General features: G+C 72.5%; 19 protein-coding genes, 1 pseudogene and 1 riboswitch. Of the genes and pseudogenes, 9 read left to right on the forward strand and 11 right to left on the reverse strand.

Annotated features, from left to right (window positions below; genetic code table 11):
• Nucleotides 1–38: 38 nt before the first annotated feature.
• On the reverse strand, nt 39–1,043 hold the full coding sequence (locus OHA30_RS01630; protein ID WP_328911963.1) for an enoyl-CoA hydratase/isomerase family protein: 1,005 nt from the start codon (nt 1,041–1,043) through the stop codon (nt 39–41).
• An 89-nt stretch (nt 1,044–1,132) separates the two neighbouring features.
• Nucleotides 1,133–1,221: riboswitch (ZMP/ZTP riboswitch) on the forward strand.
• 28 nt (nt 1,222–1,249) lie between these two features.
• Between OHA30_RS01630 and OHA30_RS01635 the strand changes: the two genes are divergently transcribed.
• The 6 genes from OHA30_RS01635 to OHA30_RS01660 all read left to right on the forward strand — a co-directional run bounded on the left by OHA30_RS01635 (nt 1,250) and on the right by OHA30_RS01660 (nt 8,017).
• The gene (locus tag OHA30_RS01635; RefSeq protein WP_328911964.1) at nt 1,250–2,722 is read left to right on the forward strand and encodes a glycine hydroxymethyltransferase; all 1,473 of its coding nucleotides are present in this window, start codon (nt 1,250–1,252) and stop codon (nt 2,720–2,722) included.
• A 165-nt stretch (nt 2,723–2,887) separates the two neighbouring features.
• Nucleotides 2,888–3,091 carry a hypothetical protein gene (locus OHA30_RS01640; RefSeq protein WP_328911965.1) on the forward strand — a complete coding sequence of 68 codons (204 nt, stop codon included), beginning with the start codon at nt 2,888–2,890 and terminating at the stop codon, nt 3,089–3,091.
• Between the two features lie 146 nt (nt 3,092–3,237).
• Nucleotides 3,238–3,909, forward strand: coding sequence for a ThuA domain-containing protein (locus OHA30_RS01645; RefSeq protein ID WP_328911966.1), 672 nt, complete (start codon nt 3,238–3,240; stop codon nt 3,907–3,909).
• A gap of 218 nt (nt 3,910–4,127) precedes the next feature.
• Nucleotides 4,128–4,943, forward strand: a complete 816-nt coding sequence (locus tag OHA30_RS01650; protein ID WP_328911967.1) for a DUF6227 family protein — start codon at nt 4,128–4,130, stop codon at nt 4,941–4,943.
• Between the two features lie 102 nt (nt 4,944–5,045).
• Nucleotides 5,046–5,747 carry an ABC transporter ATP-binding protein gene (locus OHA30_RS01655; protein WP_328911968.1) on the forward strand — a complete coding sequence of 234 codons (702 nt, stop codon included), beginning with the start codon at nt 5,046–5,048 and terminating at the stop codon, nt 5,745–5,747.
• Nucleotides 5,744–8,017, forward strand: coding sequence for an ABC transporter permease (locus tag OHA30_RS01660; RefSeq protein ID WP_328911969.1), 2,274 nt, complete (start codon nt 5,744–5,746; stop codon nt 8,015–8,017). Before OHA30_RS01655 ends, OHA30_RS01660 begins: the two co-directional genes overlap by 4 nt.
• 292 nt (nt 8,018–8,309) lie before the next feature.
• Here the strand turns inward: OHA30_RS01660 and OHA30_RS01670 are convergent, their stop codons facing one another.
• The 3 genes from OHA30_RS01670 to OHA30_RS01680 form a co-directional block, all read right to left on the reverse strand.
• The gene (locus OHA30_RS01670) at nt 8,310–8,903 is read right to left on the reverse strand and encodes a hypothetical protein (protein WP_328911970.1); all 594 of its coding nucleotides are present in this window, start codon (nt 8,901–8,903) and stop codon (nt 8,310–8,312) included.
• Between the two features lie 51 nt (nt 8,904–8,954).
• The gene (locus OHA30_RS01675) at nt 8,955–9,662 is read right to left on the reverse strand and encodes a hypothetical protein (RefSeq protein WP_328911971.1); all 708 of its coding nucleotides are present in this window, start codon (nt 9,660–9,662) and stop codon (nt 8,955–8,957) included.
• Between the two features lie 136 nt (nt 9,663–9,798).
• Nucleotides 9,799–10,224 (reverse strand): MarR family winged helix-turn-helix transcriptional regulator, encoded by a 426-nt coding sequence (locus tag OHA30_RS01680; RefSeq protein WP_328911972.1) that lies wholly within the window; start codon nt 10,222–10,224, stop codon nt 9,799–9,801.
• A 583-nt stretch (nt 10,225–10,807) separates the two neighbouring features.
• Here OHA30_RS01680 and OHA30_RS01685 point away from each other — a divergent pair.
• Nucleotides 10,808–11,341, forward strand: a complete 534-nt coding sequence (locus OHA30_RS01685; RefSeq protein WP_328911973.1) for a YceI family protein — start codon at nt 10,808–10,810, stop codon at nt 11,339–11,341.
• Nucleotides 11,342–11,509: 168 nt separating this feature from the next.
• Here OHA30_RS01685 and OHA30_RS01690 read toward each other — a convergent pair whose 3' ends face one another.
• The 7 genes from OHA30_RS01690 to OHA30_RS01720 form a co-directional block, all read right to left on the reverse strand.
• On the reverse strand, nt 11,510–12,721 hold the full coding sequence (locus OHA30_RS01690) for a glycoside hydrolase family 6 protein (RefSeq protein ID WP_328911974.1): 1,212 nt from the start codon (nt 12,719–12,721) through the stop codon (nt 11,510–11,512).
• 490 nt (nt 12,722–13,211) lie between these two features.
• A complete protein-coding gene (locus OHA30_RS01695) occupies nt 13,212–14,408 on the reverse strand; it encodes an ROK family transcriptional regulator (RefSeq protein ID WP_328911975.1) in 1,197 nt (398 codons plus the stop codon).
• 265 nt (nt 14,409–14,673) lie between these two features.
• On the reverse strand, nt 14,674–15,951 hold the full coding sequence (locus OHA30_RS01700) for an alpha-L-fucosidase (RefSeq protein WP_328911976.1): 1,278 nt from the start codon (nt 15,949–15,951) through the stop codon (nt 14,674–14,676).
• 155 nt (nt 15,952–16,106) lie between these two features.
• Nucleotides 16,107–18,665, reverse strand: a complete 2,559-nt coding sequence (locus OHA30_RS01705) for a glycoside hydrolase family 3 C-terminal domain-containing protein (RefSeq protein ID WP_328911977.1) — start codon at nt 18,663–18,665, stop codon at nt 16,107–16,109.
• Nucleotides 18,662–19,546 (reverse strand): carbohydrate ABC transporter permease, encoded by an 885-nt coding sequence (locus tag OHA30_RS01710; RefSeq protein WP_328911978.1) that lies wholly within the window; start codon nt 19,544–19,546, stop codon nt 18,662–18,664. Before OHA30_RS01710 ends, OHA30_RS01705 begins: the two co-directional genes overlap by 4 nt.
• Entirely contained in the window at nt 19,543–20,532 is a 990-nt protein-coding gene (locus tag OHA30_RS01715) for a carbohydrate ABC transporter permease (protein WP_328911979.1), read from the reverse strand. The genes OHA30_RS01710 and OHA30_RS01715 overlap by 4 nt, the downstream gene beginning before the upstream one ends.
• A gap of 1 nt (nt 20,533) precedes the next feature.
• Entirely contained in the window at nt 20,534–21,841 is a 1,308-nt protein-coding gene (locus OHA30_RS01720) for an ABC transporter substrate-binding protein (protein ID WP_328911980.1), read from the reverse strand.
• Nucleotides 21,842–22,356: 515 nt separating this feature from the next.
• Here OHA30_RS01720 and OHA30_RS33860 point away from each other — a divergent pair.
• Both OHA30_RS33860 and OHA30_RS33865 read left to right on the forward strand, forming a co-directional pair.
• Nucleotides 22,357–22,842, forward strand: a pseudogene (locus OHA30_RS33860) (discoidin domain-containing protein); the annotation flags it as partial.
• A gap of 957 nt (nt 22,843–23,799) precedes the next feature.
• The gene (locus OHA30_RS33865; protein ID WP_405786172.1) at nt 23,800–25,488 is read left to right on the forward strand and encodes a galactose-binding domain-containing protein; all 1,689 of its coding nucleotides are present in this window, start codon (nt 23,800–23,802) and stop codon (nt 25,486–25,488) included.
• Nucleotides 25,489–25,620: the final 132 nt, after the last annotated feature.

Below are 25,620 nucleotides of genomic sequence, written 5' to 3' on the forward strand. Positions count from 1 at the left end.
GTCGTCCACATCATGAAACCGCTGTCTCACATAGCGGGCTACCCGGCCGATGACCAGGCCGGACGGCGGTCCTTGTCGACCAGCACCGCGCGTACCCCTTCATGGAAGTCGGGGCTGCGCGCGACCCGGGAGGCCAGTTCCAGCTCGCGGGCCAGGCACTCCTCGACGCTGTCCGCGGCCAGGCCGTCGCGCAGCAGGTCGAAGGTGATCGCGAGGCTCGCGGGCGAGCCCCGGTCCAGCGCGGCGAGCGTGTCGCGCGCCCACTCGCGGTCCGCCTCCTCGGCGGCGAGGCGGGCGCGTACGCCGGCCAGGTCGGGGGCGGTGAAGCAGCGCTCGATCGCCTCGCGGTGCCCGGCCAGGTCGGAGGGCGGGGCCGGGGTGGCGAAACGGTCCAGCGCCTCGGCGGGATCGGCGCCCCGGTCGGCGAGCGGCCCCTCGCCGGTCAACGCCGCCTCCAGCGCCGGGAGTTCGGCCGCGGGCACATAGTGCGTGGCCAGCCCGCAGTCGACGGCGTCCGCGGCCTGGATCCGTACGCCCGTCAGCCCCAGGTACCAGCCGACCGCGCCGGGCAGCCGGGGCAGGAACCAGCTCGCGCCGATGTCGGGGAAGAACCCGATGGACGTCTCGGGCATGGCGAGCGAGGCCCGCTCGGTCACCACCCGCGCGGACCCGTGCACCGAGATGCCCAGCCCGCCGCCCATGGCGTAGCCGTCGATCAGCGCGATGTACGGCTTGGGATAGCGGGCGATCAGCCCGTCGAGCCCGTACTCGGCGGAGAAGTACGCCCGTACGGCCGTGTCGTCGCCGCGCATTCCGGCCTCCCGCACCGCCCGGATGTCGCCGCCCGCGCAGAACGCCTTGGGCGAGGTGCTGCGGACCACCACCGCGCGCACGGCGTCGTCCTCGCGCCACTCCTCCAGGGCCCGGGTCATCAGCCGGACCATCGTCAGATCAAGGGCGTTGAGGGCGCGGGGCCGGTCGAGTTCGATCACCGCGGTGCCCGCGCGGACGCGGGTGATCACGGGCTCGGCGGTCGTGTCCATGACGCTCCTGAGGGTCGTACGGGCGGGGTCTTCCGTCCCTCCATCCAACACCGAGCGGTCGCCGCCCCACGACCCTCGTTGCTAAGCTCACCGCGAGCCGTGACTGGCGCGCTGGGATGGGGTCAACCATCGGGGAGCGGCTTGTACCACCGAAGTGCCGTGCGCCTGGGCCGTCCCGCAGCCGATTCCGGAGGACACCCATGGCCGTGACCGAGCCGTCAGCCGACGCGTACACCGACGCGACCCCGCGCACCACCGAGTCCACCGCCTTCCGCAGCGCGCTGGAGGTGATCCGGGGTGTGGAGCCGCGGGTCGCGGACGCCATCGCGAGCGAACTCGCCGACCAGCGCGAGATGCTCAAGCTGATCGCGAGCGAGAACTACGCCTCCCCCGCCGTCCTGCTGGCGATGGGCAACTGGTTCAGCGACAAGTACGCCGAGGGCACCGTCGGCCGCCGTTTCTACGCGGGCTGCCGCAATGTGGACACCGTCGAGTCGCTGGCGGCCGAGCACGCCCGGCGGGTCTTCGGCGCCGCGCACGCCTATGTCCAGCCGCACTCGGGCATCGACGCGAACCTCGTCGCCTTCTGGGCGGTGCTCTCCCAGCGGGTGGAGACCCCCGGCCTGGCCCGGGCGGGCGTCCGCCAGGTCAACGACCTGTCCGAGCAGGACTGGGCGCAGCTGCGGGCCGAGTTCGGCAACCAGCGGATGCTCGGCATGTCCCTGGACGCCGGCGGCCACCTCACCCACGGCTTCCGTCCGAACATCTCGGGCAAGATGTTCGACCAGCGCAGCTACGGCACCGACCCGGAGACCGGGCTGCTTGACTACGACGCGGTACGGGCCGCCGCGCGCGAGTTCCGCCCGCTGATCCTGGTGGCGGGCTACTCCGCCTATCCGCGGCTGGTCAACTTCCGTCTGATGCGCGAGATCGCCGACGAGGTGGGCGCCACCCTCATGGTGGACATGGCGCACTTCGCGGGCCTGGTCGCGGGCAAGGTGCTGACCGGCGACTTCGACCCGGTCCCGCACGCGAACATCGTCACCACCACCACGCACAAGTCGCTGCGCGGCCCGCGCGGCGGCATGGTGCTGTGCGACGACTCGCTGGCCGAGCACGTGGACCGCGGCTGCCCGATGGTGCTCGGCGGCCCGCTGCCGCATGTGATGGCGGCCAAGGCGGTCGCGCTGGCGGAGGCGTCCCGGCCGGAGTTCGGCACGTACGCGCAGGCCGTCGTGGACAACGCGCGGGCGCTGGCCGAGGGTCTGCTCACCCGGGGCGCGAAGCTGGTCACCGGCGGCACGGACAACCACCTGGTGCTGATCGACGTGTCCGGTTACGGGCTGACCGGCCGCCAGGCCGAGGCGGCGCTGCTCGACGCGGGCATCGTCACCAACCGCAACTCGGTGCCGCGCGACCCGAACGGCGCCTGGTACACCTCGGGCATCCGCATCGGCACCCCGGCGCTGACCACGCGCGGGCTGGGCGCGCCGGAGATGGACGAGATCGCGGGGCTGATCGACACGGTGCTGTCGGGCACGAGCGCGGCGCCGGCCCCCAAGGGCGGGCTGTCCAAGGCGCACCACGTACTGGACGCGGCGGTGGCCGAGCAGGTCGCGAAGCGGTCGGCGGATCTGCTGGCGGGCTTCCCGCTCTACCCGGGTATCGACCTCAGCTGAGGCGGGGGCCGTAGTCGGGGGGCGGTCCGGCGGTTTCTGTAGCCGCCGGGCCCGCCCTTCGGTGGTCCGGGCGGGCTTTGGCCGGCGGTTCCGTCACGACCGCGCACGGGACCGTGGGCATGGTCCGGACGTAAGCTGCGAGGAGACCCGGGAGGCAGGAGCGTCATGGCCGGCGACGTCGAGTTCACCGAGGGCGGGGATCCGGTCTGCTGGCTTGACCGGGTGTGCGAGGAGTGCGGGGCCTTCCGCGAGGACCCCTCGGCGGCCGCCTGCGCCCGGTGCGGAACGCGCTTTCCCGGCGCGGAGGCGCAAGTCCCGGCCGGGGGCGCCGAGTCGGGGGAGGCGGCGGCCGGTTCCCCGGCGCCGTAGCCGCCGCGCCGGGACTGTACGCCCGAGCCCTGCCGTCACCGCTGTAGTTCCGGCGCCGTAGCCCGTCGCGCCCGGCACCTCCCTGCCCTCACCGAACCGCCGCGCGCCCAGCGGCACGCCCCACCACCGACCGCCGGAGAGCCCGTATGCCCGCCACCGTCCTCGTCTTCAGCGCGACCGCCGACTACCGGCACGACTCGATCCCGGCCGGCGCCGCCGCCCTCGCCGAACTCGCCGCGTCACTCGGCCTGTCGGCCCGGCACACCGAGGACCCCGACGACCTGCGCCCCGACGTGCTGGACGGCTGCGCGGCCGTCGTCTTCCTCTCCCCCAGCGGTGACGTGCTGCACGAGGACGCCCGCGACGCCCTGCGCGCGTATGTCACCGGGGGCGGCGGATTCCTCGGTGTGCACGCGGCGACCTGCGCCGAGTACGGGTGGCCGTACTACGGCGAGTTGCTCGGTGCTCGCTTCGACGGGCACCCGGAGATCCAGCGCGCCGAGGTGACCGTGCTCGACCGCGCCCACCCGGCGACCGCGCATCTGCCGGAGCGGTGGGCGTGGACCGACGAGTGGTACGACTTCCGCGCGGGGCCCGCCGGACGCGGGGTCCACGTGCTCGCCTCCGTCGACGAAGGGTCGTACGAGGGCGGCACGATGGGCGCCGACCACCCGCTGGTGTGGTGCCACGAGTCCGGCTCGGGCCGCGTCCTCTACACCGCGCTCGGTCATCTCGCCGCCGCCTACGCCGACCCCGATTTCCGCGCCCATCTGCGGGGCGCGCTGCTGTGGTGCGCGCGGCTCGGGGAGACGGGGTGACGGAGTCGGCGAGGGCGGTGCGGGGGCCGTATGGGCCTTACGGGGGAGGCGCGGGAAGGGCGCGGAAGACGGCGCCCGTGCGGTGGCGACTCCGCGCGGGGGGCGCGCGATGCGGAGCGCACGCCTGCAATTCTCGTCGTTCCCGGGCGCAATCGGCGACGGCGCTACTACCCTGAGTCGCCGGCAGGGTTTGGCGACGTCGGAGCCGGGAGGACCGTATGGACGCAGAGCCCGCACAGACGGTGGAGACGGAAATCGTACGGTCGGGAGGGCGGCCGGCCGGCCAGCTCGCCCGCCTGCTCGCCCGCGCGGACAACGGGGAACAGGCCGCGCGGCAACTGGACTTGGCGGAGACGCGGTCGGCGCTCATGCACTACTGCGGGCTCCAGTCGTGCCGTCACACGAAGGGGCCGCCGCGGCGGATGAACCGCCGTACGTACCGGCACAGTTTCCTGCTGCCGGACGGAAATGTCCGTGTGCTGTGGGAACTCGAACACGACACCGGGCCCGACGGGGGCGTGCACCACAGTGTGTTCACGGACCGCGAGGGCCTGGCGGTCGCGGAGTGGGAGGTGGACATCGCGTTCGGCACTTCGGGCGGCCCGGTCGAACTGCCGGCGGAGCGGGTGGCGCGAATGCCGGGCGAGCCGGGGCCGGACGAGGCCGGCGGTCCGCCGGAGCCGGGCCGCGCGACCTTCCGCCGGGCCTACACCGAGGGCGACTCGCCCGAGCACGCGCGGCGGCTGCTGCGCCGGGCGACGAACGACAACGCGCCGGGCGAGGACGTCCTGCCGCGGCTGCGCACGGCCATCGCGCACGCGATCGGCATCGTGACCCGGCGCAGCGCGGTGGTCTCGGGCCGGCTGGTGTCGTGGTCGCTGTACGAGCACGCCTTTTTACTGCTGGACGGCAGCGAGTTGAGCCTGTGGGAGATCGACCACACCCGCACCCCGACCGGCAACCCGGTCTGCGAGGTCTACCCCACCCGCGACGCCGCCCTGGACACGGCGGTCCGCCGCATCGAGGCGAGCTGAGATGTACGTGGGCCCGGTGTCCGTGCAACGGTAGTTGATCCTTTGGTGGCGGCCCGGGCGCTGGTGTCCGGGCCGCCGCCGTCCGTCTGTGAGAGGTCGGCCGTGCCCCACCCCACTGTTCTCGAAGCCCAGGACGTCACGCTCTTCTACGGTGAGTCGCGTGCTCTGGGCAGCATCAGCGTCGCCCTGTCGGGCGGCACCGTCACCGCTGTCACCGGGCCCAGCGGTTCGGGCAAGTCCTCGCTGCTGTACTGCCTGGCCGGGGTGCTCAGGCCCAGTGAGGGCCGGGTGCTGTTCGACGGCGACGACCTCGCGGCCCTGAACGACGAGCAGTTGTCCCGCGCCCGGGCCCGCAGCTTCGGCTTCGTCTTCCAGTTCGGCGACCTCGTACCGGAGTTGACGATCGAGGAGAACGTGGCGCTGCCCGTGCTGCTGGCCGGGGCCCGCAAGAAGCAGACCCGGCCGGCCGTGCTCGACCTGCTGGGCCGGCTCGGCATCGCCGAACTGGCCGACCGGCGCCCGGCGTTGGTCTCGGGCGGCCAGGCGCAGCGGGCGGCCGTCGCCCGCGCCCTGGTGCACCAGCCCTCGGTCGTCTTCGCCGACGAGCCCACCGGCGCCCTGGACCAGGCGTCGGGCGAACTCGTCCTGGGCGAGATGGTCTCCATCTGCCGGGAGCGCGGCACCGCGGTCGTCCTGGTCACGCACGATCCGGCGGTCGCGGCGGTCGCCGACCGGCGACTGCACCTGGTCGACGGCGAATTGACGAATCCGGCCGTCGGCACCGAGAGCGCGGTGGCCTCGTGATCACCTTCCGGCTGGGGTTCGCGCTGGTCCGCGGCGCCGGGGGCCAGGGCAGGCTGCGGCTGGCGCTGATGGTGCTCGGCGCCGCCATCGGTTCGGCCTGTCTGGCGGCCGTACTCACCCTTCCGCACCTGCTGGACGCCCGCGCCGTCCATGTCCAGCACCGCACCCCGTACGCCGCCGCGGCCCACCACCCCGGGGTGTCCGGCGCCGACTTCCGTGTCGTCCAGTCGAGTTGGGGCACGGAAGAGCTGACGCAGGTGCTGCTGGCCTTACCGGCGGGCCGTGTTCCGCCACGGCTGCCCGGCGGGGCGGTGGCACCGGCCGCGGGGCAGCTGCTGGTCTCGCCCGAACTCGCCGCGCGGCTGCGCGTCCATCCCGAACTGCGCCACCGGCTGCCCGGCACGATCGTCGGGACCCTTCCGGACGCGAACCTGGCCGCGCCCGACGAACTCTTCGCCTATCAGGGCGTCTCCCCCGCCCAGTTGACCGACGGCAGGCCGCTGGGCGGCTTCGGCGCCCGCTTCAAGCCGGCGGCCGCGCTGGACGGCAAGACCCTGCACACCCTGGAGTTGATGCTCGCGGTCTTCGTCATGCTGCCGCTGGGCCTCTTCCTTGCCAGTTGCAACAAGCTCTCCGCCGCCACCCGGCTGCGCAGCCTGGCCGCGATCCGGCTGATCGGCATGCCGGCCCGCCAGGTGCGGCGGATCAACGCGGTCGAGACGGCCTGCGCCGCCGCGGTCGGCTCGGTGCTGGGCATCCTCGCGTACATCGGCGTCGAACGGGCCCTGAGCACCCACGGCGTACCCGGCCTCGCCTGGTTCCCCGCCGACGCGATGCCCGGCCCGTTCACCTCGGCGCTGTGTGTGCTGGGACTGCCGGTGTGCGCCGCGTGGATCTCCCGCTTCGGCACGGCGGCCGCGGCCGACTCCCCGCTCGAAGTGCGCCGTGAGCGGCCGCCGAAGCCGCCGTCGCTGTGGCGGGTGCTCCCGCTGGCCGGTGGGCTCGCGCTGCTCTCGGGATTCTGGCTCGGCGCCCGACGCGGTCACGCTGCGGGCCCGATGTCCGCTCCGCTGCTGGTCGCGGGGGTGCTGTTGGCCGGATACGGGGTGGTCGCGGTCTATCCCATCGCGGCCAGGGCGCTGGCCACCGGCGCGGCCCGCAACCCGCGCTCGACCGCGCTGCTGCTCGGCGCCCGCAGGGGTGAGCTGGAGCCCGGCAGCGCGGTACGGGCCACGGCGGGCCTGGTGTTCTTCGTCTTCGCCATGGGACTCGCGCACGGGTTCTTCCGCGACTGGCACGCGGCCGCCGAACCGCGCCAGCCCGTTCAGCAGTACGACTTCGCCCTCGCCGACGCCCCCGGTCTGACGCTGCCCCAGATGCGGGCCCTTCCCGGTGTCTCGGGCGCCGCGCTGCTGATCAACACCCGCTCGCTGCCGCCGAGCATGAACGGCGGCCGTCCGCAGCCGACGGCCGGCGCCCTGGTCGGGACCTGCGCGGACCTCGCCCGGTTCAGCGCCACCGCGCCCAGGTCGTGCGTCGACGGTGTCCCGCTGGTACTGGACTCGGCGACAGGGCTGCTCTCCCAGGCGCCTCCGCCGGGCGCCACGTTGACGTTCCCGCTGCGGGAGGGCGCGTTCACCATGAAGATGCCCGACCGGACGGTGACGACGACCCTCCAGCCCAACTCGCCGATCTACGGTGCCACGCTGCTCGTTCCGCCCGCCGCCGTGCCGCCCCGCGGACAGCCGGACAGCGAGGCGGTGGTGGTCAGCGCCGCCGACGCGGGCACCGTGCAGACGGTACTGGGCGGCCTGGCCAAGGCCGCGCCCGCCGCGGAACCGACGCTGGAGGGCATCGACACCGACGGCCTCAGGGAAGCCGCGCTGGTCCGTTCCCTCTACACCTCGGGAACGGCGCTGGGCATCGCGGTGACCGTGCTCGCCTACCTGGTCACCGCGCTGGACCGGGCGCTGGAGCGGCGGCGCAGCGTCACCGCGCTGACCCTGCTGGGCGTGCCGCGCCGGACGCTGCGCGGCTCGCAGTTGGTGCAGACCGCGCTCTTCCTCGGCAGCGGGCTGGTGATCGCCCTGTTCGGCGGCGCGATCGCGGGCCAGGGGTACGACGGCTACGGCGGGCTGGTCCGGGGCTGGGACTGGGGCGGGGTGGGCACGGCCCTGCTCGCCTGCACCGGTGTGGTGGCCGTGGCGGTCCTGGGCTCCCTGCCGCTCCTCGTCCGCCGTATCGACCCGGCCCTCATCCGCCGCGACTGACCCGGAGCGGGCAGGCAGCACGTTTCCGGGCCGTGGCCGGCGAGGGGTTCAGCGGAGAAGGCCGGCGCCGCGTACGAGGGAGGGCGGGCCTGGACGCGGTTACCGGCTTCGAGGGCGATGAGGATGCGGCTGACGTGGGCTTGGACGGTGCTCTCGCGCATGCCGAGGGGGGTGGCGCAACGCCCGTCCCGCCGACCACGAGCACGTCGTACAGCGGGGGTTCGGTTGCGGCCCGGGGTTCCGCGTCGGGCTCGGGTTCCGTGTCCGGCCGGGGGAGCGGGGAGGCGGTCGGTCATGGGCGGTCTCCGTGGTGGTCCGGCCCGGGGGGCTGGAAGCGCCGGCTGCCGCCGTCGCGGGGGTCGCCGGTGGCCGTGGCGGGCTCGGGCGCGCCGAGTCCGCTGAGAGCGACCAGCGACAGCCGGCACAACGGCGGCGGGGTTCCGGTCCGGCCGTCGCGGTGCCAGGCGATGATCACGGACAGCCGGATCATCTTCCTGGCGACGTACAACAGCAGGAAGGCCAGAGGAAGTTCGGCGAGAGCCGCAGTGAGGATGGCGCCGGGCAGCTCACTGCTGTTCCAGTCGAGCACGATGTCGAACCAGGCGTCGCAGCCCAGCAGCGCGGCGGTCACGATCGCCCATGGGATGAAGATCTGCAGCCGCCTCCACGCACACAGCGCGGTGATGCCGATGGCGACGATCAGCGTGGCGTCGAAGCCCACCCAGGCGAACCGCCACTGGCTCACCTCGTGGTGGGTCGGCAGACTCACCGACAGATAGCCGACCCACGGGAAGAGGAAGAGAAAGCTGCCCGTGACGACGACGAGGAACATCCGGCGCAGATGACGCACGTGGGGGTCGTGCGGCGAGGGAACCTCTGGAAGCATGCAATCCACTCTGCCGGATCACCCTCCGCGCGAGGCCGCTCACCGGCCGTTTCAAGGTCGTTTCCCGGGCTCGGCGGCGGCGCCGCGCGGGCGGTGCGTACGGGTGGGGGCCGCCGGTCCCACGACGGCGAGGCGTTCCCGGCGGTGGCCCGGGAGCCGGGTGCCCCGGGACGCGGGCCGGGTCGGCGGATGGACACTGTCGGCGCCGACGCTTCCGCTTTCGGTGCCGCGTGGTGTTTCGGTGGCGGTCTTCGTGGCGGTTTCGGCGGCGGTGGCGGTTTCGGCAGCGGTGACGGTTTCGGCAGCGGTGACGGTGGCGGTGGCGGTTTCCATGGCGGGGCCGGCGTCGGTGCCGGTTTCGCTGGTGATGGCGGTGCCGGTTTCGCCGCCCGCGTCGGTCTCGGTGGGCAGCGGCCCCGCGTGCACACCGCCGCGGAAGGGCGCGGGCAGCACGCCCAGACCCGAGGCGACGACCGCGAACCCGCCCAGCGTGAAGACCGCCACCAGCCCGCCGGCCAGCGCCCGCGCCGACCGTACGGACGCATAACGCCGGTCCCGCGCGACCCGGAACGCGGTGACCGCCGCCGCCTCCCGCCCGGAGTCGGGCCTGGCCGCGGGGCCGCCCTCCGCGGCGAGCAGCCGTACGACCGCGGTGAACCGTATGTCGCCCGGGTCGCGGGGGTCGGCGGGCGCTCCCGCGAGCAGCCGCTCGACGCGCTCCGGGTCGGGCCAGGCGCCTCGGGCGGTCGTCCGGTCCACGTCTGCCCTCCCCGGGGGGTCCGCCGGTACGTGCTTCTACCCCACACGGCGCCCGCGCCCCCGAATTCGTCACACGGGCCACTCATGCCCCGGGCGAATCGGTCTTTACGCGGCGCGCCGGGCGCGGGTCACGGCGTCAGCAGGCGTCCGGGGAAGGGTCCAGACCGCCGATCGCGGCGGCGAAGGAGCGGAAGACGTCCTCGCCGAGGGGGGCGACCACCCGGGTGCGCAGCGCCTGGGCCAGCGCGCGGGAGGCGTCCAGTACGCGTTCGGCTCCCGCCGAGGTCAGGGCGGTGTAGACGACCCGGCGGTCGGAGTCGGAGGGGCGGCGTTCGACGAGTCCGGCCTCGGCGAGCCGGTCGACGACCTTGGTGGTGCCGGCGGTGGAGAAGCCGAGCGCCTGGGAGAGCTGGTTCATAGGCGCGGCCTGGCCGGGGGCGGCGACCAGGAACATCAGCGCGGTGAAGGACGAGGGGGCGAGCCCGTTCTCCGCCTCGACGTCGGCGAGCAGCCCGTCGGTCAGCCGCCGCACCCCGGAGTGCAGGGCGTGCCACTGCTGCAACAGATCAAGGTCCCCGCACAAATCGCCCTCCGGGCAGGGGTCGGGTTTCGCCTCCCCAGCCGGGAACGGACCGGCTCCGGAGCACGGGGCCGCATCCGCGCCCGAGGAGAGCCCGGCTCCCCGCCGACGGCAGGGGTCCACCTCCCCGGCCGGGAGCACGTCGGACCCACCGCGCCGCGCCTGGGCCGCGTCCCCCCGAGGGGAGGATTCCGCCTCACCGCCCAGGAAGGCGCCGGATCCCCTGCGCTGGGCGGGGTCCACCTCCCCACCCGACGACGCGCCGGTCTCCCCGGCCGGGGGTCCGCCGGACCCGCCACCCCGGCCCGCGTCACCGCGCGCGTCCGTGGGCGGCTTCCCTCGCGGGAGCGACTCCGCGTCGCCCGGCCGTACCGGTTCCCTCATGCCCCGCTCCCGTTGTCGAACGTCGTCGAACGCCGTCGCACCCGCCGCGCCTCAGCCGACCAGGATATCCGCCCAAGTTATTATCTCGCTGGTTACCTAATTTCTGGTAGCGTGTTGAATGTTCAATCATTTCGGCGACGGGTCGCAGCGCCGCCGCCCCTCCCCGAAAGGACCCACCCCCATGTCCCACCCCACCGGCGCTCCGGACCCCGGCGCCGCCGCCGGACACTGGACCCTCGACCCCGCGCGATCCTCCGTGCGTTTCCACAGCAAGACCTTCTGGGGAATACTCACCGTCAAGGGCGAGTTCGGTTCGGTCAGCGGCGAGGGCGACGTACTGCCGGACGGCACCGCGCACGGCACGCTGACCGTCCTGGCCGCCTCCCTCGACACCGGGAACGCCAAGCGCGACACCCATCTGCGCTCGGCGGACTTCTTCGACATCGAGCAGCACACGGCGCTGGTCTTCACCGCCCGTACGGTCGGCGCGCCCGTGGACGGGACCGTCCAGGTGGCCGGCGACCTCGCGGTCCGCGGCGTCACCCGGCCGCTGACCTTCCCCGCGCGGGTCACGGCCGCAGGCCCGCAGGACGTCACGCTGGAAGCGGAAGTCGCCATCGACCGCGGCGACTTCGGCATCACATGGAATCAACTCGGCATGCTCAAGGACCCGTCGACCATCGCGGTGACGGCCGCCTTCCGCCACCAGGGCTGAGCACCGGCCGGCCCCGAAGACAACGCGCGGGAAAGAAGAACGCCGCGGCGCCCCTCCCCCTCGTACGAGAGGCAGGGGCGCCGCGGCGCGTGTGACATGAACCGCGACCCGCCGGGCGGTTGACGGAAGGCGGCTGTAGCCGCCCGGCGGGTCACGGCGGTCAGAGGGTCACGGAAGCAGCTTGGGGCTCGCGTTGCGCACCAGCTCCAGCGCCTGCTGCGGGAACCAGGCACCGGCCGCGGGGTCCGCGTACCCGCGCTCCGGGTCCTTCGGGCCCGCCGTGCCACGGGTGCACTGACCGTCGGACTCGCCCGGGATCTTCACCCAGAGCTTCGCGTCCTCCAGCGGGTTGCCCGTGTTCAGGGTCGGCCGGGCGCCGGCGCCGCGTCCGGGCGGGTTGCACCAGTCCTGCGCGTCGGAGTAGACGCCGGCCGGCGGGGTCCACGGGCCCTGGCCGTTACGGCTGGTGTCGGTGACGAAGTGCTTCATCGCCGAGGGCGCGGTCTTCACGTTGTCGGCGAGCCAGTTCTGCGCGTCGTTGACGTTCCACCACTGGTTGGGGCAGGCCGACGCCGCGCCGCCGTTGTGCACGTAGGCCAGGCAGGACGAGACCAGCTTGCCGTAGTACGCCAGCTCGCTGTCCGTACGGTAGTTGGAGATGTTGAGGAAGAAGCCGCTGGCGTCGTCCACACCGGCGTTGACCAGCCGCGGCACGACATCGTTGATGCTCAGCCAGCCGCTGTGGCCCGCGTCGAGGTAGACCTTGGCGCCGCCCTGGGTCTGCAGAGCGTCCACGGCGTAGTGGATCTCGCTGTAGCGCTCGGCGGTCTTGCTGCCCTGGGCGTCGTCCGCACCGCAGTCGGAGGGCAGCAGCGCCAGCGAGTCCGGCTCCAGGATGATCGTGGCGGGCAGGTTGCCGATGCCGGCGTGGATGGCGTTGATCCAGGCCTCGTAGTCGGCGGTGTTGGCCGCGCCGCCCGCCGAGTACTGGGCGCAGTCGCGGCCGGGGATGTTGTACAGCGCGAGGACGGGCAGCTGGTGGAGGGCCGCGGCGGTCTTGACGGTCTTGCTGACCGACGCCTTCACCTGGGCGGGCGTGCCGTCGCCGAACCAGACGGCCTGCGGGGTCAGCGTCAGCGCCAACAGTCCCGCGGCGTCCTTGATCTGACCGTGGAGCAGCAGGTCCAGGATCTGCTTGCCCGAGTCCTTGTTGGCGGGCGGGGTGAAGAGGTGGGTGGGCTGCTGCACCTTGGGGGCAGGTGTGGTGACATGCCCCTGAGCCGTAGCGTACGCGGGCGTGACGGTGGCTGCGGCGGCCAGGGCGGCGGTGGCCGCGGCGACAATGAGCGTACGGGAACGTGCGCGGACGCGTGCGGTCATGCGGGGGCTCCTCGGGACAGCGGTCGTGGGACGCCACATGGAAGGGCTATGGGAGCGCTCCCACAGGTGGCACAAGGAATTAACTACTCGCAGCGGACCGGCGTCAATCCCCTGTGCGGGCTTCAAGAAATGAAGTCCGCACAGAGGTGGAACCGAACACGGGTGTGCGCCCCCGGCCTTGGTCGGAAATCCCCCGGGGCCCGGCCGGCCACCGCCGGAGCGCTCCGGCCGTCGGACCGGAAGTCGCCCCGGATCGCGATGAGCTGGCACGGGAACGCGGTCACCGGCCCTGGTCCCGTCCGCCCCAGACCTCCCCGGGTGGACCCGGGTGGATCAGCCGCCCCTTCGCCCGCGCTGTCGGTCCGCCCGGCCTCATCCGAGGGGTCGGGGATGGCCGGCCCGGGCGTGGACCCGGCATGTGCGGACGCCGCAAGGGTTGAACAACCGCGGCAGCAGGACTCCGCCGAGGGTCGCCGCGTACGATCCGCGGCTACCCCATCCGGCCGCCCGCCGTGAGCAGTTCGTGGACCGGGAGGGTGGCCGCGCCCAGCGCCACCGCCTCCCGGCCCAGGCGCCCGAGCGCGAGGACCGTGCCGTCCGCCATGTAGTCCAGCGTGTGGCGGCGCATCGCGTCGCGGACGGCGGGCAGCATCGTCGGGCCCAGGGTCGCGCCGACCCAGCCGGAGAGGATCACCCGGTCGGGGCTGAGCAGGTTGATCAGGTTGGCGATCCCGATCCCGAGGTACTCCGCGGCCCGGCCGACCGTGTCGGCCGCGGGGCCGGGCCCCGCGGCCGCCTGCGCGGTCAGCGCCGCGATCCGCTCCTCGGTGCCTGCCGACGCCAACTGCGGGGCTCCGGGGGTGTGTTCGTAGTGCCGCAGGATCGCGTCGGCGCCGATGTACGCCTCCAGGCAGCCGTGCGAGCCACAGCGGCACGCGGCTCCGCCCGCCTCGACCACGGTGTGGCCCCACTCGCTGGTCGTACTGGTGACACCGCCGGGCGAGCCCGTGGCCACCGCCGCGCCGACGCCGACCGCGAGCAGCGCGACGATCGCGCGCTCCGCGCCCCGGGCCGCCCCGCGCCACATCTCGGCCTGGCCGAGGGTGCGCGCGCAGTTGTCCAGGTGCAGCGGTGCGGCGACATGCGGGCGCAGCAGGTCGTGGAAGGGCACGCCGGACCAGCCGAGGGTGGGCGCGTGCACGAGACCGTCGGGCATCACCGCGCCCGGTACGCCCACCCCGATCCCGAGCAGCGCGGCCGGATCGGCGCCCGCCTTGGCGGTGACCTCCTCGATCCCGGCGGTCACCAGGTCGGCGAGCACGGCCGGGGCCGGCCGCGCCCGGTCCATCGGAAAGGTCGCCGTGACCAGCGTGTCCAGCGTCCAGTCGAACAGGCCGACCTGGACATGGGTCTCACCGATGTCCACGCCGACGACCTGCGCGTATCCGGGCCGCACCTCCAGCAGCGTACGGGGGCGGCCGCCGTCGGAGTCCAGCAGTCCGGCCTCGGCGACCAGGCCGTCGGCCACCAGGTCGGTGACGACATTGCTGACGGTGGCCGAGCTCAGTCCGGTGGCCCGCATCAGGTCGAAGCGGCTGGCGGCGCCGTGCAGATAGAGCCTGGTCAGCACCGAGGTGCGATTGTGCCGACGCAGATCCCTCGTCGTCTGGCCAACCTCGCGCTTCACCGGGCTCCCCCTTACGAGTCGCGCACTGGGTCGGCCCGGTGTGTCCGGCCGTGCGCCGGGACGACGGGAAGGACGCGGCCGGTCGACGCGGTGGGTGCCGCAGCGGAACGCGGCACCGCCCGGGGAGATCGCAGTACAGGCACATAGTGCCAGATCGCGGGCGTGTCACCGCCCGGAACGGGAGCGATCTCCTGCCCCGCGCAGGGAGTCGTACGCCCGAAACGTCCGATGCCTGCCCCGGGCGGGAAACGGTCGGCCCGTCGGGTCAGGCCCGGCCGCTGCCCCGGTAGAGGTCGAGTTCGCCGTCGAGTTCGAGGGCGAGGACGGTGGCGTGCCCGTCGAGGTCGTCGGCGGGCGGCGCGTCGATCCACAGCACACCTGGCACCTGGCCGTGGCCGCCGGTGACCCGGTGGCGCAGCTCGGTGCCGGTGCCGACCACCGAGACCCGGTGCACCTGATTGCGCAGGCCGCGTACCGAGACGGTCTCGCGCGGTACGTCGAAGCAGGTCAGATAGAGGGTGCGGTGGTCGGCGGAGAGCGTGCTCGGGCCGTAGTGGTGGCCCGCGGGCAGTCCGGCGACCGTGCCGTAGACCGCCGGGGTGTGCCGGGCGATCCAGTCGCCGAGACCGGCCAGCCGGGCGGCCTGCTCGGGCATGATCGTGCCGTCCTCGCGGGGGCCGACGTCCAGCAGCAGATTGCCGCCCGCGCCGATGGTCTCGGCGAAGTAGCGGACGAGCCGGCCGACGCTCTTGTGGTGGTCGTCCTGTGCCTGGTAACCCCAGGAGTCATTGACCGTTAGGCACAACTCCCAGGGCCCGTCCGGGGCTTGGAGCGGTACGCCCTGCTCGGGGGTGGCGTAGTCGCCGCGGCTGAGCATGCGGGCGTTGAGCACGGTGCGCGGGTTGACGGCGAGGATCCGGTCGGCGAGTTCGTCGATCCCCCACTGCTCCTCGGAGCGCTCCCACTCGCCGTCGAACCAGAGCAGGTCCGGCCGGTAGCGGGTGGTCAGCTCGGCCACCTGCGCGTCGCGGTAGGCCAGGAAGCGGCGCCAGGCGGCCGGGTCCTCGGCGCCGGGCTCGGGGGTACTGAACCGGATGTCGTTGACCGGCGCCTCGTGCGGGTCGGGGTGGGGATGGCGGACGGTGGGGTAGTCGGGGTGCGACCAGTCCGAGTGGGAGTAGTACAGACCGACCTTCAGGCCCTGCTGGCGCAGCGCGTCGGCGTATCCGGCGATCAGGTCGCGGCCGGCCGGGGTGTCGCGGGCCACCGACAGGCCGTCCTGCGCGGTGTCCCACAGGGCCACGCCGTCGTGGTGACGGGCCGTCAGCACCGCGTAGCGCGCGCCCGCCCGCGCGAACAGCCGGGCCCAGGCGCCGGGGTCGTACGAGGAGGCGGTGAATCCGGCGAGCTGTCTCATGTACTGCTCGCGGGTGAGCTGCCCGTTGTAGAACGACCAGGACTCGGGCACGCCGTCGACGGCGTAGACGCCGTAGTGGACGAAGATGCCGAGTTTGGCGTCGGGGAACCAGGGCTGCATGGGCATGGGGCCACGACCTCTGCTGATACATCGGAGGTGTTACCGGGTCGCGTCGACCCTAAGGGCCCCTCGTACAGGTGATCAATCCCCCCATGCGGGGGGCGCCCCTCGCGGTCAGGCACAAGGGGCGCCCATTTCTCCGGGATCGGGACTTCCCGGGGTCAGAGGGCCAGCGGCCCGGAGAGCGGTTGCCGAGCGGCCGAGGGACCGGCGTGCACGGTGTACGGGCCCGGGCGCGGCTGCCAGGTCCCGTCCTGCGGCGACCAGCGCTGGAGGGTGCGCGGGTCGATCCGTATCTCGGCGACCGCCTGTCCACCGGGCTCGGCGCGGACGGCCGCGTATCCGGCCAGCCGCGGTCCGCCGTCGTCGTGGTCGTCGGGTCCGGTGGTCAGATAGAGCTGGACGACCTCGCGGCCCTCGCGCGTACCGGTGTTGCGTACCCGCACCCGGACCAGGGCGCCCTGCTCGGCGCCGACCTCGCCGGTGACCACCTCCATGCTCTCGTACGCCCAGGTCGTGTAGCCCAGGCCGTGCCCGAACCAGTAGGCGGGCTCGGCGCCGGCCCGCCGCCAGGCGCGGTGGCCGATGTAGGGGCCCTCGGTGTACCGCAGCACCCCGTCCACCGGGGTGGTGGACGGCAGGGGGGCGCCCTCGGAGAGCGCTCCCCAGGTGGTGGGGAGCCGACCGCCGGGCTCCGCGCGGCCGAACAGCACGTCGGCCAGGCCGTGTCCGGCCTCCTGGCCGGGGAACCAGCCGAGCAGCACCGCGGGAGCGCTCTCCCGCCACGGGAGTTCGACCGGTCCGCCGGAGTTGACGATCACCACGGTCCGCGGGTTGGCGGCGGCGACCGCGGCGACGAGTTCGTCCTGACGGCCGGGCAGCGCCAGCGAGGGGCGGTCGAAGCCCTCGCTCTCGATCTCGTCGGTGGTGCCGACCACGACGACCGCCGTGTCGGCGCCGCGGGCCGCCTCGACGGCCTCGGCGAGCAGCGCGTCCTCGTCGCGCCGGGGCGGGTCGGCCGCCAGCGCCACCGCGAAGCCGTGCTCGGCCTCCCAGTGCCGGGTGGCGACGAGCAGCAGTTCGTCGCCCGCGGTCACCTGCCGGGCGGCGGTGCGGAAGGACGGCGTGACGTGCACATAGGTGGGGTCCTGCGACTCGGGCGCGACGTAGGTGTCGATCAGCTTGTCCCCGTCGGCGCTGAGCGCGACCGCGCCGAGGCCGACCACCGACAGCCGCCACTCCCCCGTCACATCCACCGTGACACGGGCGCTGACCTCGACGGCGGCCGCGGTGCCGGCCAGTTCTGGGGCGTCGCCGGACTCCAGGATGCGGCCGCTGAGCCGGTGTTCGGCGTGGATCTCGGTGCCGTCGGCGGAGAGGTAGCGGACCAGCACGCCGGGCTCGCCCGAGCGCGGGTCGCGGGCGTTGCCGGTGTGCAGCGGGGTCGGACGGGTGGTGAGGACGACGCCCTCGGCGTGGACGACCTCGGCGCCGCTGCCGGAGAGCGCTTCCCTGATGCCCTCCAGCGGTGAGACGACCGCCTCGGGGAAGACTGCCGCGCTGCCGCCGCCCTGGAAGCGGGCGGCCGCGGCGTTGGGGCCGATGACCGCGATCCGCCGCGGGGCCGAGGCGCCTTCCGCGGCCAGTGGCAGCAGCCCGTCCTCGTTGCGCAGCAGCACGCTGCCGGCCGCGACCGCCCGCCGCAGCAGGCCCAGCGGGTCGGCGGGCGGTGTCCCGGTGTCGGGCTCGGGAGCCCCTTCGAGCGCGCCGATTCTGGCCGCGAGCAGCAGAATCCGGCGGAGCTTGTCGTCGACCGCCTCCGGCGGCACCCGGCCCTCGCGCACGGCCGCGATCAGGGGCTCGCCCCACAGCGGATGCGGCCCGGGCATCGCCAGGTCCTGCGCGGCCAGCGCCGCGGCCTCGGTCGAGCGGACCGCGCCCCAGTCCGAGACCACCACGCCGTCGAAGCCCCACTCCCCCTTGAGCGGCTCGGCCAGTAGAGCGCTCTCCGACATCGTGCGGCCGTTGACCCCGTTGTACGCGGACATCACCACCCACACCCCGGCCCGTACCGCCGCCTCGAAGGGGGCCATGTACAGCTCGCGCAGGGTGCGTTCGTCCACCCGGGCGTCCAGGGTGAGGCGATCGGTCTCCGAGTCGTTGGCCACGTAGTGCTTGGCGGTCGCCGCGACCCCGCCGCCCTGGACACCGCCGATGTAGGCGACCGCGGTGCGCGCGGTCAGCAGCGGGTCCTCGGAGTAGCACTCGAAGTGCCGTCCGGCGCCGGGGCTCCGGTGCAGATTGAGGGTCGGGGCGAGCAGCACGCCGATCCCCTTGCGGCGGGCCTCGGCGGCGAGCAGGGCGCCGAGTTCGCCGACGAGGCCGTCGTCCCAGCTCGCCGCGAGCGCGGTGGGCGAGGGCAGGGCGAGCGAGGTGTCGCGTTCGTCCCAGCGCTCGCCGCGTACGCCCGCGGGTCCGTCGGACACACCGATGGAACGCAGTCCGATGGCCGGTTCCCCCTGGAGCCGGAAGGAGGTGGCGCCGGACAGCAGCCGGACCTTGGCGGGCAGGTCGAGCTTGGCGACGAGTGCGTCGAGCTCGGCGGGCGAGAGCGCGGGCGCCGCCGGGCCGGGTCCGGCGGACGTGGGCACGGACGTGAGCGCGGGGGCCGCTGCGTCGGGCCGCTGCGGGGGCACGGGCGCGGGGGTGATCATGGTCATCCCTTCATGGCTCCCTGCATGATGCCGTCCAGGATCTGACGACCCATCAACAGGAAGACCGCAATGATCGGCAGGCTGGAGACGAGCGCACCGGTGAGCACCAGGGAGTAGTCCTGGAGGTAGCCGCTGGCCAGTTCGGACAGCGACAGCTGCACGGTGGGGTTCTGCTGGGTCATGACGACCTTCGGCCAGTAGAAGTCGTTCCAGCTGGCCATGAAGGTGAGCATGCCGAGCACCGCCATCGCCGGGCGGGCGGCGGGAAGCGCGATGTGCCAGTACAGGCCCCTGGTCGTACAGCCGTCCACCCGTCCCGCGTCGAGGAGTTCGTCGGGGACGGCCGAGACCAGGTACTGCCGCATGAAGAACACCCCGAAGGCGTTCGCGGCGGCCGGGACGATCAGCGCCTGCAGATGGTTGGCCCAGTGCAGCCAGTTCGCCATCATGATGTAGAGCGGGATGATGCCGAGCTGGGTGGGGACCATCATGGTGGCCACCACCGCGCCGAGCAGCGGTCCGCGGCCGGGGAAGCGGAGCTTGGAGAAGGCGAATCCGGCCAGCGTCGAGGTGATCACCACCGAGACGGTGACCGTACCGGCCACGATCAGCGAGTTGACCAGGGCGAGTTGCATGTCGGCCTCGCCGAAGGCCCGGTGCAGGTTGTGGAAGAGATGGCTGCCCGGCAGCAGCGCGGGCGGCACCTGGCTGAGTGCCGCGTTGTCGCGGGAGGCGGCCACCAGCGTCCAGTACAGCGGGAAGACGGACAGCACGACGACGACGGCGAGCACCGCGTACACGCCTCTACCGGCGGACAGTTGGCGGTCCCGCCGGCTGCGGCGCGCGGCGCGCGCGGTGCCGCGGCCGGTCAGGGTCAGGCCGCTCACGAGGCCTCAACTCCGTTCATACGGCGGGCGAGCAGGAAGTTGAGGGCCACGATCACGACGATCACCAGGAACATGGCCCAGGAAATGGCGGCGCCGTAGCCGTACTTGAACTTGCCCCAGAACTGGTCGTACGAGTAGAGCGCCATGGTCTGGAACTGGTGCTGGGAGCCGCCGGCCATCGGGGTCTGGCTGGCGCTGAACAGCAGTGGCTCGCCGAACATCTGCAGGGCGCCGATGGTCGAGGTGATGACGGTGAACAGGATCGTCGGCCGCAGCGAGGGGACGGTGATCGAGCGGAACTGCCGGAATCGGCTGGCGCCGTCGATCGCGGCGGCCTCGTACAGCTCGAACGGGACGGCCTGCATCGCGGCGAGGTAGATCAGCGCGTTGTAGCCGGTCCAGCGCCAGGTGACGATGGTGGAGATGCCGATCCAGGAGGACCAGGTGCCGGCCTGCCAGTCGGTGTGCGGTACCCCGAACAGGCCGAGGAACCAGTTGACCAGGCCGAAGTCCCGCCCGAAGAGCTGGACGAAGATGATGGTGACGGCCGCGACCGAGGTGACGTTGGGCAGCAGCACCCCCATCCGGATGAACGTACGGCCGCGCAGGCGGTAGTTGAGCAGATGGGCCAGGCCGAGCGCGAGCAGCAGTTGCGGGACGGTGGACAGCAGCCCGATGCCGAGGGTGTTCTTGAGCGCGTTCCAGAAGAACTGGTCATGCAGCAGGGCGCGGTAGTTGGCCAGGCCGACGAAGGTGTGCTCGCTGCCGTCGGTGTCGGCCCGCCAGCCGGTGAGCGAGACATACGCGGTGTAGAGCAGCGGGAAGAGCCCGAAGACGCCGAAGACCAGGAAGAACGGCGCGATGTAGAGATACGGCGACACACGGCGCTCGGTGCGGTGCCAGCGGGCCCCCGCCCGGAACGGGTCCCGGGCGGGGGTCGGCGCGCTCGCGCGGGCGGCGGGCGCGGGGCCGGTGGAGACTGCCACGCTATTCGCCGATGTTCTTGATCTCGGCGTTGGAGTTGGACCACGCCTTGTCAGGGCTTGCCTTGCCCTGCTCGACGGAGACCAGGCCGTTGCCGTAGATGTTGCCGATGTCGGCGCCGTGCGGGCCGAGCGGCTGCGGGTTGAGGTTCTTGGCGGAGTCGGAGAAGAGCTTGCCGGTGGGCGCGCTGTTGAACATCGAGTCGGTCAGGTTCGCGATGTCCGGCTGGCTCCACAGCGCCTGGTCGGAGGGGAAGAAGCCCTTGGTCTTGAACAGCCACGCCTCCTGGGCGGGCGCGGTCAGCCACTTGGCCAGGTCGACCGCCGCGTCGATGTGCTTGCCCTGCGTGGGCACCGTCAGATACGAGCCGCCCCAGTTGCCGCCGCCGCCGGGGATGGAGGCCATGTCCCACGTGCCGCCGTCGGTGGGCGGGTTGGCCTTGAACTCGTAGCTCATCCACGCCGGGCAGGTGACGGTGGCGAACTGGCTCTTGCGGAAACCGGTGTCCCAGGCGGGGGTGAAGGCCGCAATGCCCGCGGACTCGCCGTCCTTGATGGCGCCGCTGACCGCGTCGAAGGCCGTCTTGACCGAGGGGTTGGTGGTCGCGATGACCTTGCCGTCGGCGTCGTAGAACGCCTGCGCGTCCTGGGCGGTCATCGCGGAGAAGACATTGCTGCCCGCGTCGAACCACTTGGCCTTCTTGTCCGGGCTCTTGGCCAGGAACTGCTTGCCGGTCGCGAAGTACGCGTCCCAGCTGGACAGCAGCGCGGAGACCTGGGTGCGGTCGGTGGGCAGCCCGGCCTTCTGGAACAGGTCGGCGCGGTAGCACAGCGCCAGGCCGCCCATGTCGGTGCCGAGGCCGAAGAGCGAGGAGCCGTCCCGGCTGGAGGCGGGGGCGGTCTTGGAGGGCACCCACTGGTTCTTGTCGACGCCGTGGTCGAGGAAGTTCACGAACTTGCTCGCCTGCGACTGGAAGCCGGCCACCTGGCCGATCTCGATCGCCTCGATGTCGGCGGTACCGCTGCCGGCCACCAGGTGGGCGTGCAGATTCTGGTGGTGCGCGCCCATGTCGGCGCGGTTCTCCTTGATCGTGACGTTGGGGTGGAGCTTGTGGTACTGGGCGTACAGCTCCTTGTAGCCGAAGTCCGAGAACAGATTGACGGTGAGGGTGACCTTGGCGTCGGGGTCGTCCTTGGCGGCGGACTTCGACGAGCTGCCGCCGCCGCAGCCGGTGACCAGGAGCGCGACGGCCAGGGCGGCCGCGCCTCCCGCGAGCAGGGTTCCGGGTCTGTTTCCTGAGTCGCGGCGCATGGGTGTCCTCGGATTCTCGGTGAGTCGGCGAGCCGGGGCGGATGGCTGCCCCGGCTCGACCTGTGACGGGAGGTGCTGTGCCGGGCGTGCGAAGTGCTGGACCCGACGATGGGAGAGCGCTCTCCCGATGTCCGGTACCTTCACCGGCCCGCCGCCGCCTGTCAACCCCCGCAGCCCCGATCCGGGCTCCGGCGCCGCCCATTCGCCGCCGCACGCCTGGCATTTGGGGCGTTTCCCGCTCTGCGACCACTCACTCACCCCCCATCCGTGTCCGATCCCTTGACACCCCGGAAACCCAGCGGCAACCATCGGGGCGATCGAGAGAGCGCTCTCCCAGTCCGACGCCGTCGCCGGAGCCGCCCGCTCGCTCCCTGTTCCCCTTCCGCACCTTCACCCCCGCTTCCCCCGCTTCCCCCTTCTCCTCCGCCCCCTTCGATCCCTCAGATCTCTCAGATCTCTCAGATCCCTCAGCCTCCGCCCTTCCCCCTCCTTCCTCCCCCCGCAGGAGCAACGGCATGAGAGCCTCACCCTCACGGACCGCCCGGCTCGGATCCCTCCCCCCGCCCCTTCGCGTCGCCCTGCTGACGCTGCTGGCCGTGGGCCTCGCGCTGTACGCGCTGGCCGTCCCCACCACGACCGCGCACGCCGCCGACTCCCTGCTCTCCCAGGGCAAGCCGGCCACCGCCTCCAGCCTCGAAGGCGCGGGCTACCCCGCCTCCGCGGCCGTGGACGGCGACGCCGCCACCCGCTGGGCCAGCGCCTGGAGCGACCCCCAGTGGATCCAGGTCGACCTCGGCCAGACCTCGACCCTCAGCAAGGTGGTGCTCAACTGGGAGAACTACGGGACCTCGTACCAGCTCCAGGTCTCCGACGACGCCTCCCACTGGACCACGGTCTACGACACCACGACCGGCCCCGGCGGTGCGCAGACCCTCAACGTCAGCGGCTCCGGCCGCTATGTCCGCATGTACGGCACCAAGCGGGTGAACGGCTACGGCTACTCGCTGTGGGAGTTCCAGGTGTACGGCACCGCCGGGACGACCGGCGGCGACGGCGGCACCACGAACGGCGGTACGACCAACGGCGGTACGACCAACGGCGGTACGACCAACGGCGGTACGACCAACGGCGGTGCCACCGGCGGGGGTTCCACCACCGGCGGTACAGGCACCCCGCCGCCCGGCAACTGGTCCACCGTGTGGAGCGACGACTTCAACGGCGGGGCCAACACCTCGCCCGACGGCGGCAACTGGATCATCGACACCGGCACCGCCTACCCCGGCGGCGCCGCCCAGTGGGGCACCGGCGAGGTCGAGACGGCCACCAACTCCACCGCGAATGTGGGCCTGGACGGCAACGGCCACCTCAACCTGACGGCTCTCAAGTCCGGCAACTCCTGGACCTCCGGCCGGATCGAGTCCAAGCGCAGCGACTTCACCGCCCCCGCGGGCGGCCAGTTGCAGATCTCCGCGACGCTCAAGCAGCCCAACCCGGCCAAGGCGCTGGGCTACTGGCCGTCCTTCCGGGCGATGGGCGCCGCCTACCGCGGCAACACCGCCGCCTGGCCGGCCGTCGGCGAGAGCGACATCATGGAGGACGTGAACGGCCGCGGCCAGCTCTCCGCGACCCTGCACTGCGGCACCGCGCCGGACGGCAACTGCGCCGAGTACAACGGTCTGACCAGCGGTCTGGCCTCCTGCGACGGCTGCCAGACCGGCTACCACACGTACTCCGAGGTGATCGACCGCACCACCTCCGACGAGCAGATCCGCTGGTACCTCGACAACAAGCAGGTCTGGCAGGTCAACGAGTCCCAGGTCGGCGTCGCCACCTGGAACGCGGCCGTGCACCACGGCGTCTATGTCGACTTCAGCCTGCGGATCGGCGGCTCCTACCCCAACGCCGTCTGCGGCTGCACCTCGCCCGCCGACGACACCTCCTCCGGCGGTGCGCTGAGCATCGACAACGTCACGGTCTCGCAGACCACCGGCAACGCGCCGGCCCCGCTGACCGACCCGGCGGTGCCGGGCAGCGCCAGCAATGTGCACGTCACCGGCAGCCAGGGCAACTGGCAGCTGACCGTGGACGGCAAGCCCTGGCAGGTCAAGGGCGTCACCTGGGGTCCGTCGGCCGCCACCGCCGACGCCCATATGCGCGACCTCAAGTCGATGGGCGTCAACACCCTGCGCACCTGGGGCACCGACGCGAGCAGCAAGCCGCTGCTCGACTCGGCCGCCGCCTACGGGCTCAAGGTCGTCAGCGGCTTCTGGCTCAACCAGGGCGCGGACTACGTCAACGACACCGCGTACAAGAACAACACGCTCAACGACATCAAGAACTGGGTGACCACCTACAAGAACCACCCGGGTGTGCTGATGTGGGACGTCGGCAACGAGGTGCTGCTCACCACGCAGGACCACTACTCCGGTGACCAGATCGAGCAGCAGCGCATCGCCTACGCGAAGTTCGTGGAGCAGGTGACACAGGCGATCCACGCGATCGACCCCAACCACCCGGTGACGTCCACCGACGCGTGGACGGGCGCGTGGCCGTACTACAAGCAGTACACGCCGTCGCTCGACCTGTACGCGGTCAACTCCTACGGCGCGGTGTGCAACGTCAAGCAGGACTGGATCAACGGCGGTTACACCAAGCCGTACATCGTCACCGAGTCCGGGGACGCCGGCGAGTGGGAGGTGCCGAACGACGCGAACGGTGTGCCGACCCAGCCCACCGACACCCAGATGCGTGACGGCTACCTCTCGGCGTGGAACTGCATCGCCGGGCACACCGGGGTCGCGCTGGGCGCCACGATGTTCAACTACGGCCAGGAGAACGACTTCGGCGGTGTGTGGTTCAACGTGCTGCCCGCGGGCTGGAAGCGGCTGGCGTACTACTCGGTCGCCAAGGACTTCGGCGGCTCGCCGCAGGCCAACACCCCGCCCGTGATCAGCTCGCTGTCGGTGGGCAACGCGGGCGCGGTCCCGGCCGGCGGCACCTTCAACGTGACGGCGTCGGCGAGCGACCCGAACGGCGACCTCATCCGCTACCAGCTGATGTACTCGCACAAGTACGTCGACGGCGGCACCGGCCTGAACCAGGTCGACTTCACCCAGACCGGCAACGGCACCTTCACCGCGACCGCGCCCAAGACGCTCGGTGTGTGGAAGGTCTACGTCTACGCGTACGACGGGCACGGCAACGTCGGTATCGAGACCAAGTCCTTCCGGGTGGTCGCGCCGACCGTCAGCGGCACGAACGTGGCGCTCGGCCGGCCGACGACGGCCTCCACGTACCAGGCGACCGGCAACGGCGCGCCGTTCCCGCCGTCGAACGCGACGGACGGCAACTGGAACACCCGGTGGGCGAGCGAGTGGAGCGACCCCCAGTGGATCCAGGTCGACCTGGGCCAGTCCCGGGCGGTCAAGCACATCCAGCTCGGCTGGGAGTCCGCGTACGGGAAGTCGTATCAGGTGCAGGTATCGGACAACGGCAGTACGTGGACGACCGTGTACTCCACGACGACCGGGAGCGGCGGCGTCGACACCGTCGACGTCAACGCGTCCGGGCGGTATGTGCGGGTGAATCTGACCCAGCGCGGGACGGCGTACGGCTACTCGCTGTACGAGTTCGGCGTCTACGCCTGAGTCGCCCTCCGCTCGTACGGGCGGGGCTCCGGCCCTGAGTCCGGGGTGGGGCGCGGTGGCCTGTGGGGGGCCGCCGTACCCCGCCCCATCTGCGGATTGTCCGACGGTATCAACGGGAGAGCGCTCTCCCTG

This window comes from Streptomyces sp. NBC_00223 (genome assembly GCF_036199905.1).
Taxonomy (GTDB): Bacteria; Actinomycetota; Actinomycetes; order Streptomycetales; family Streptomycetaceae; genus Actinacidiphila.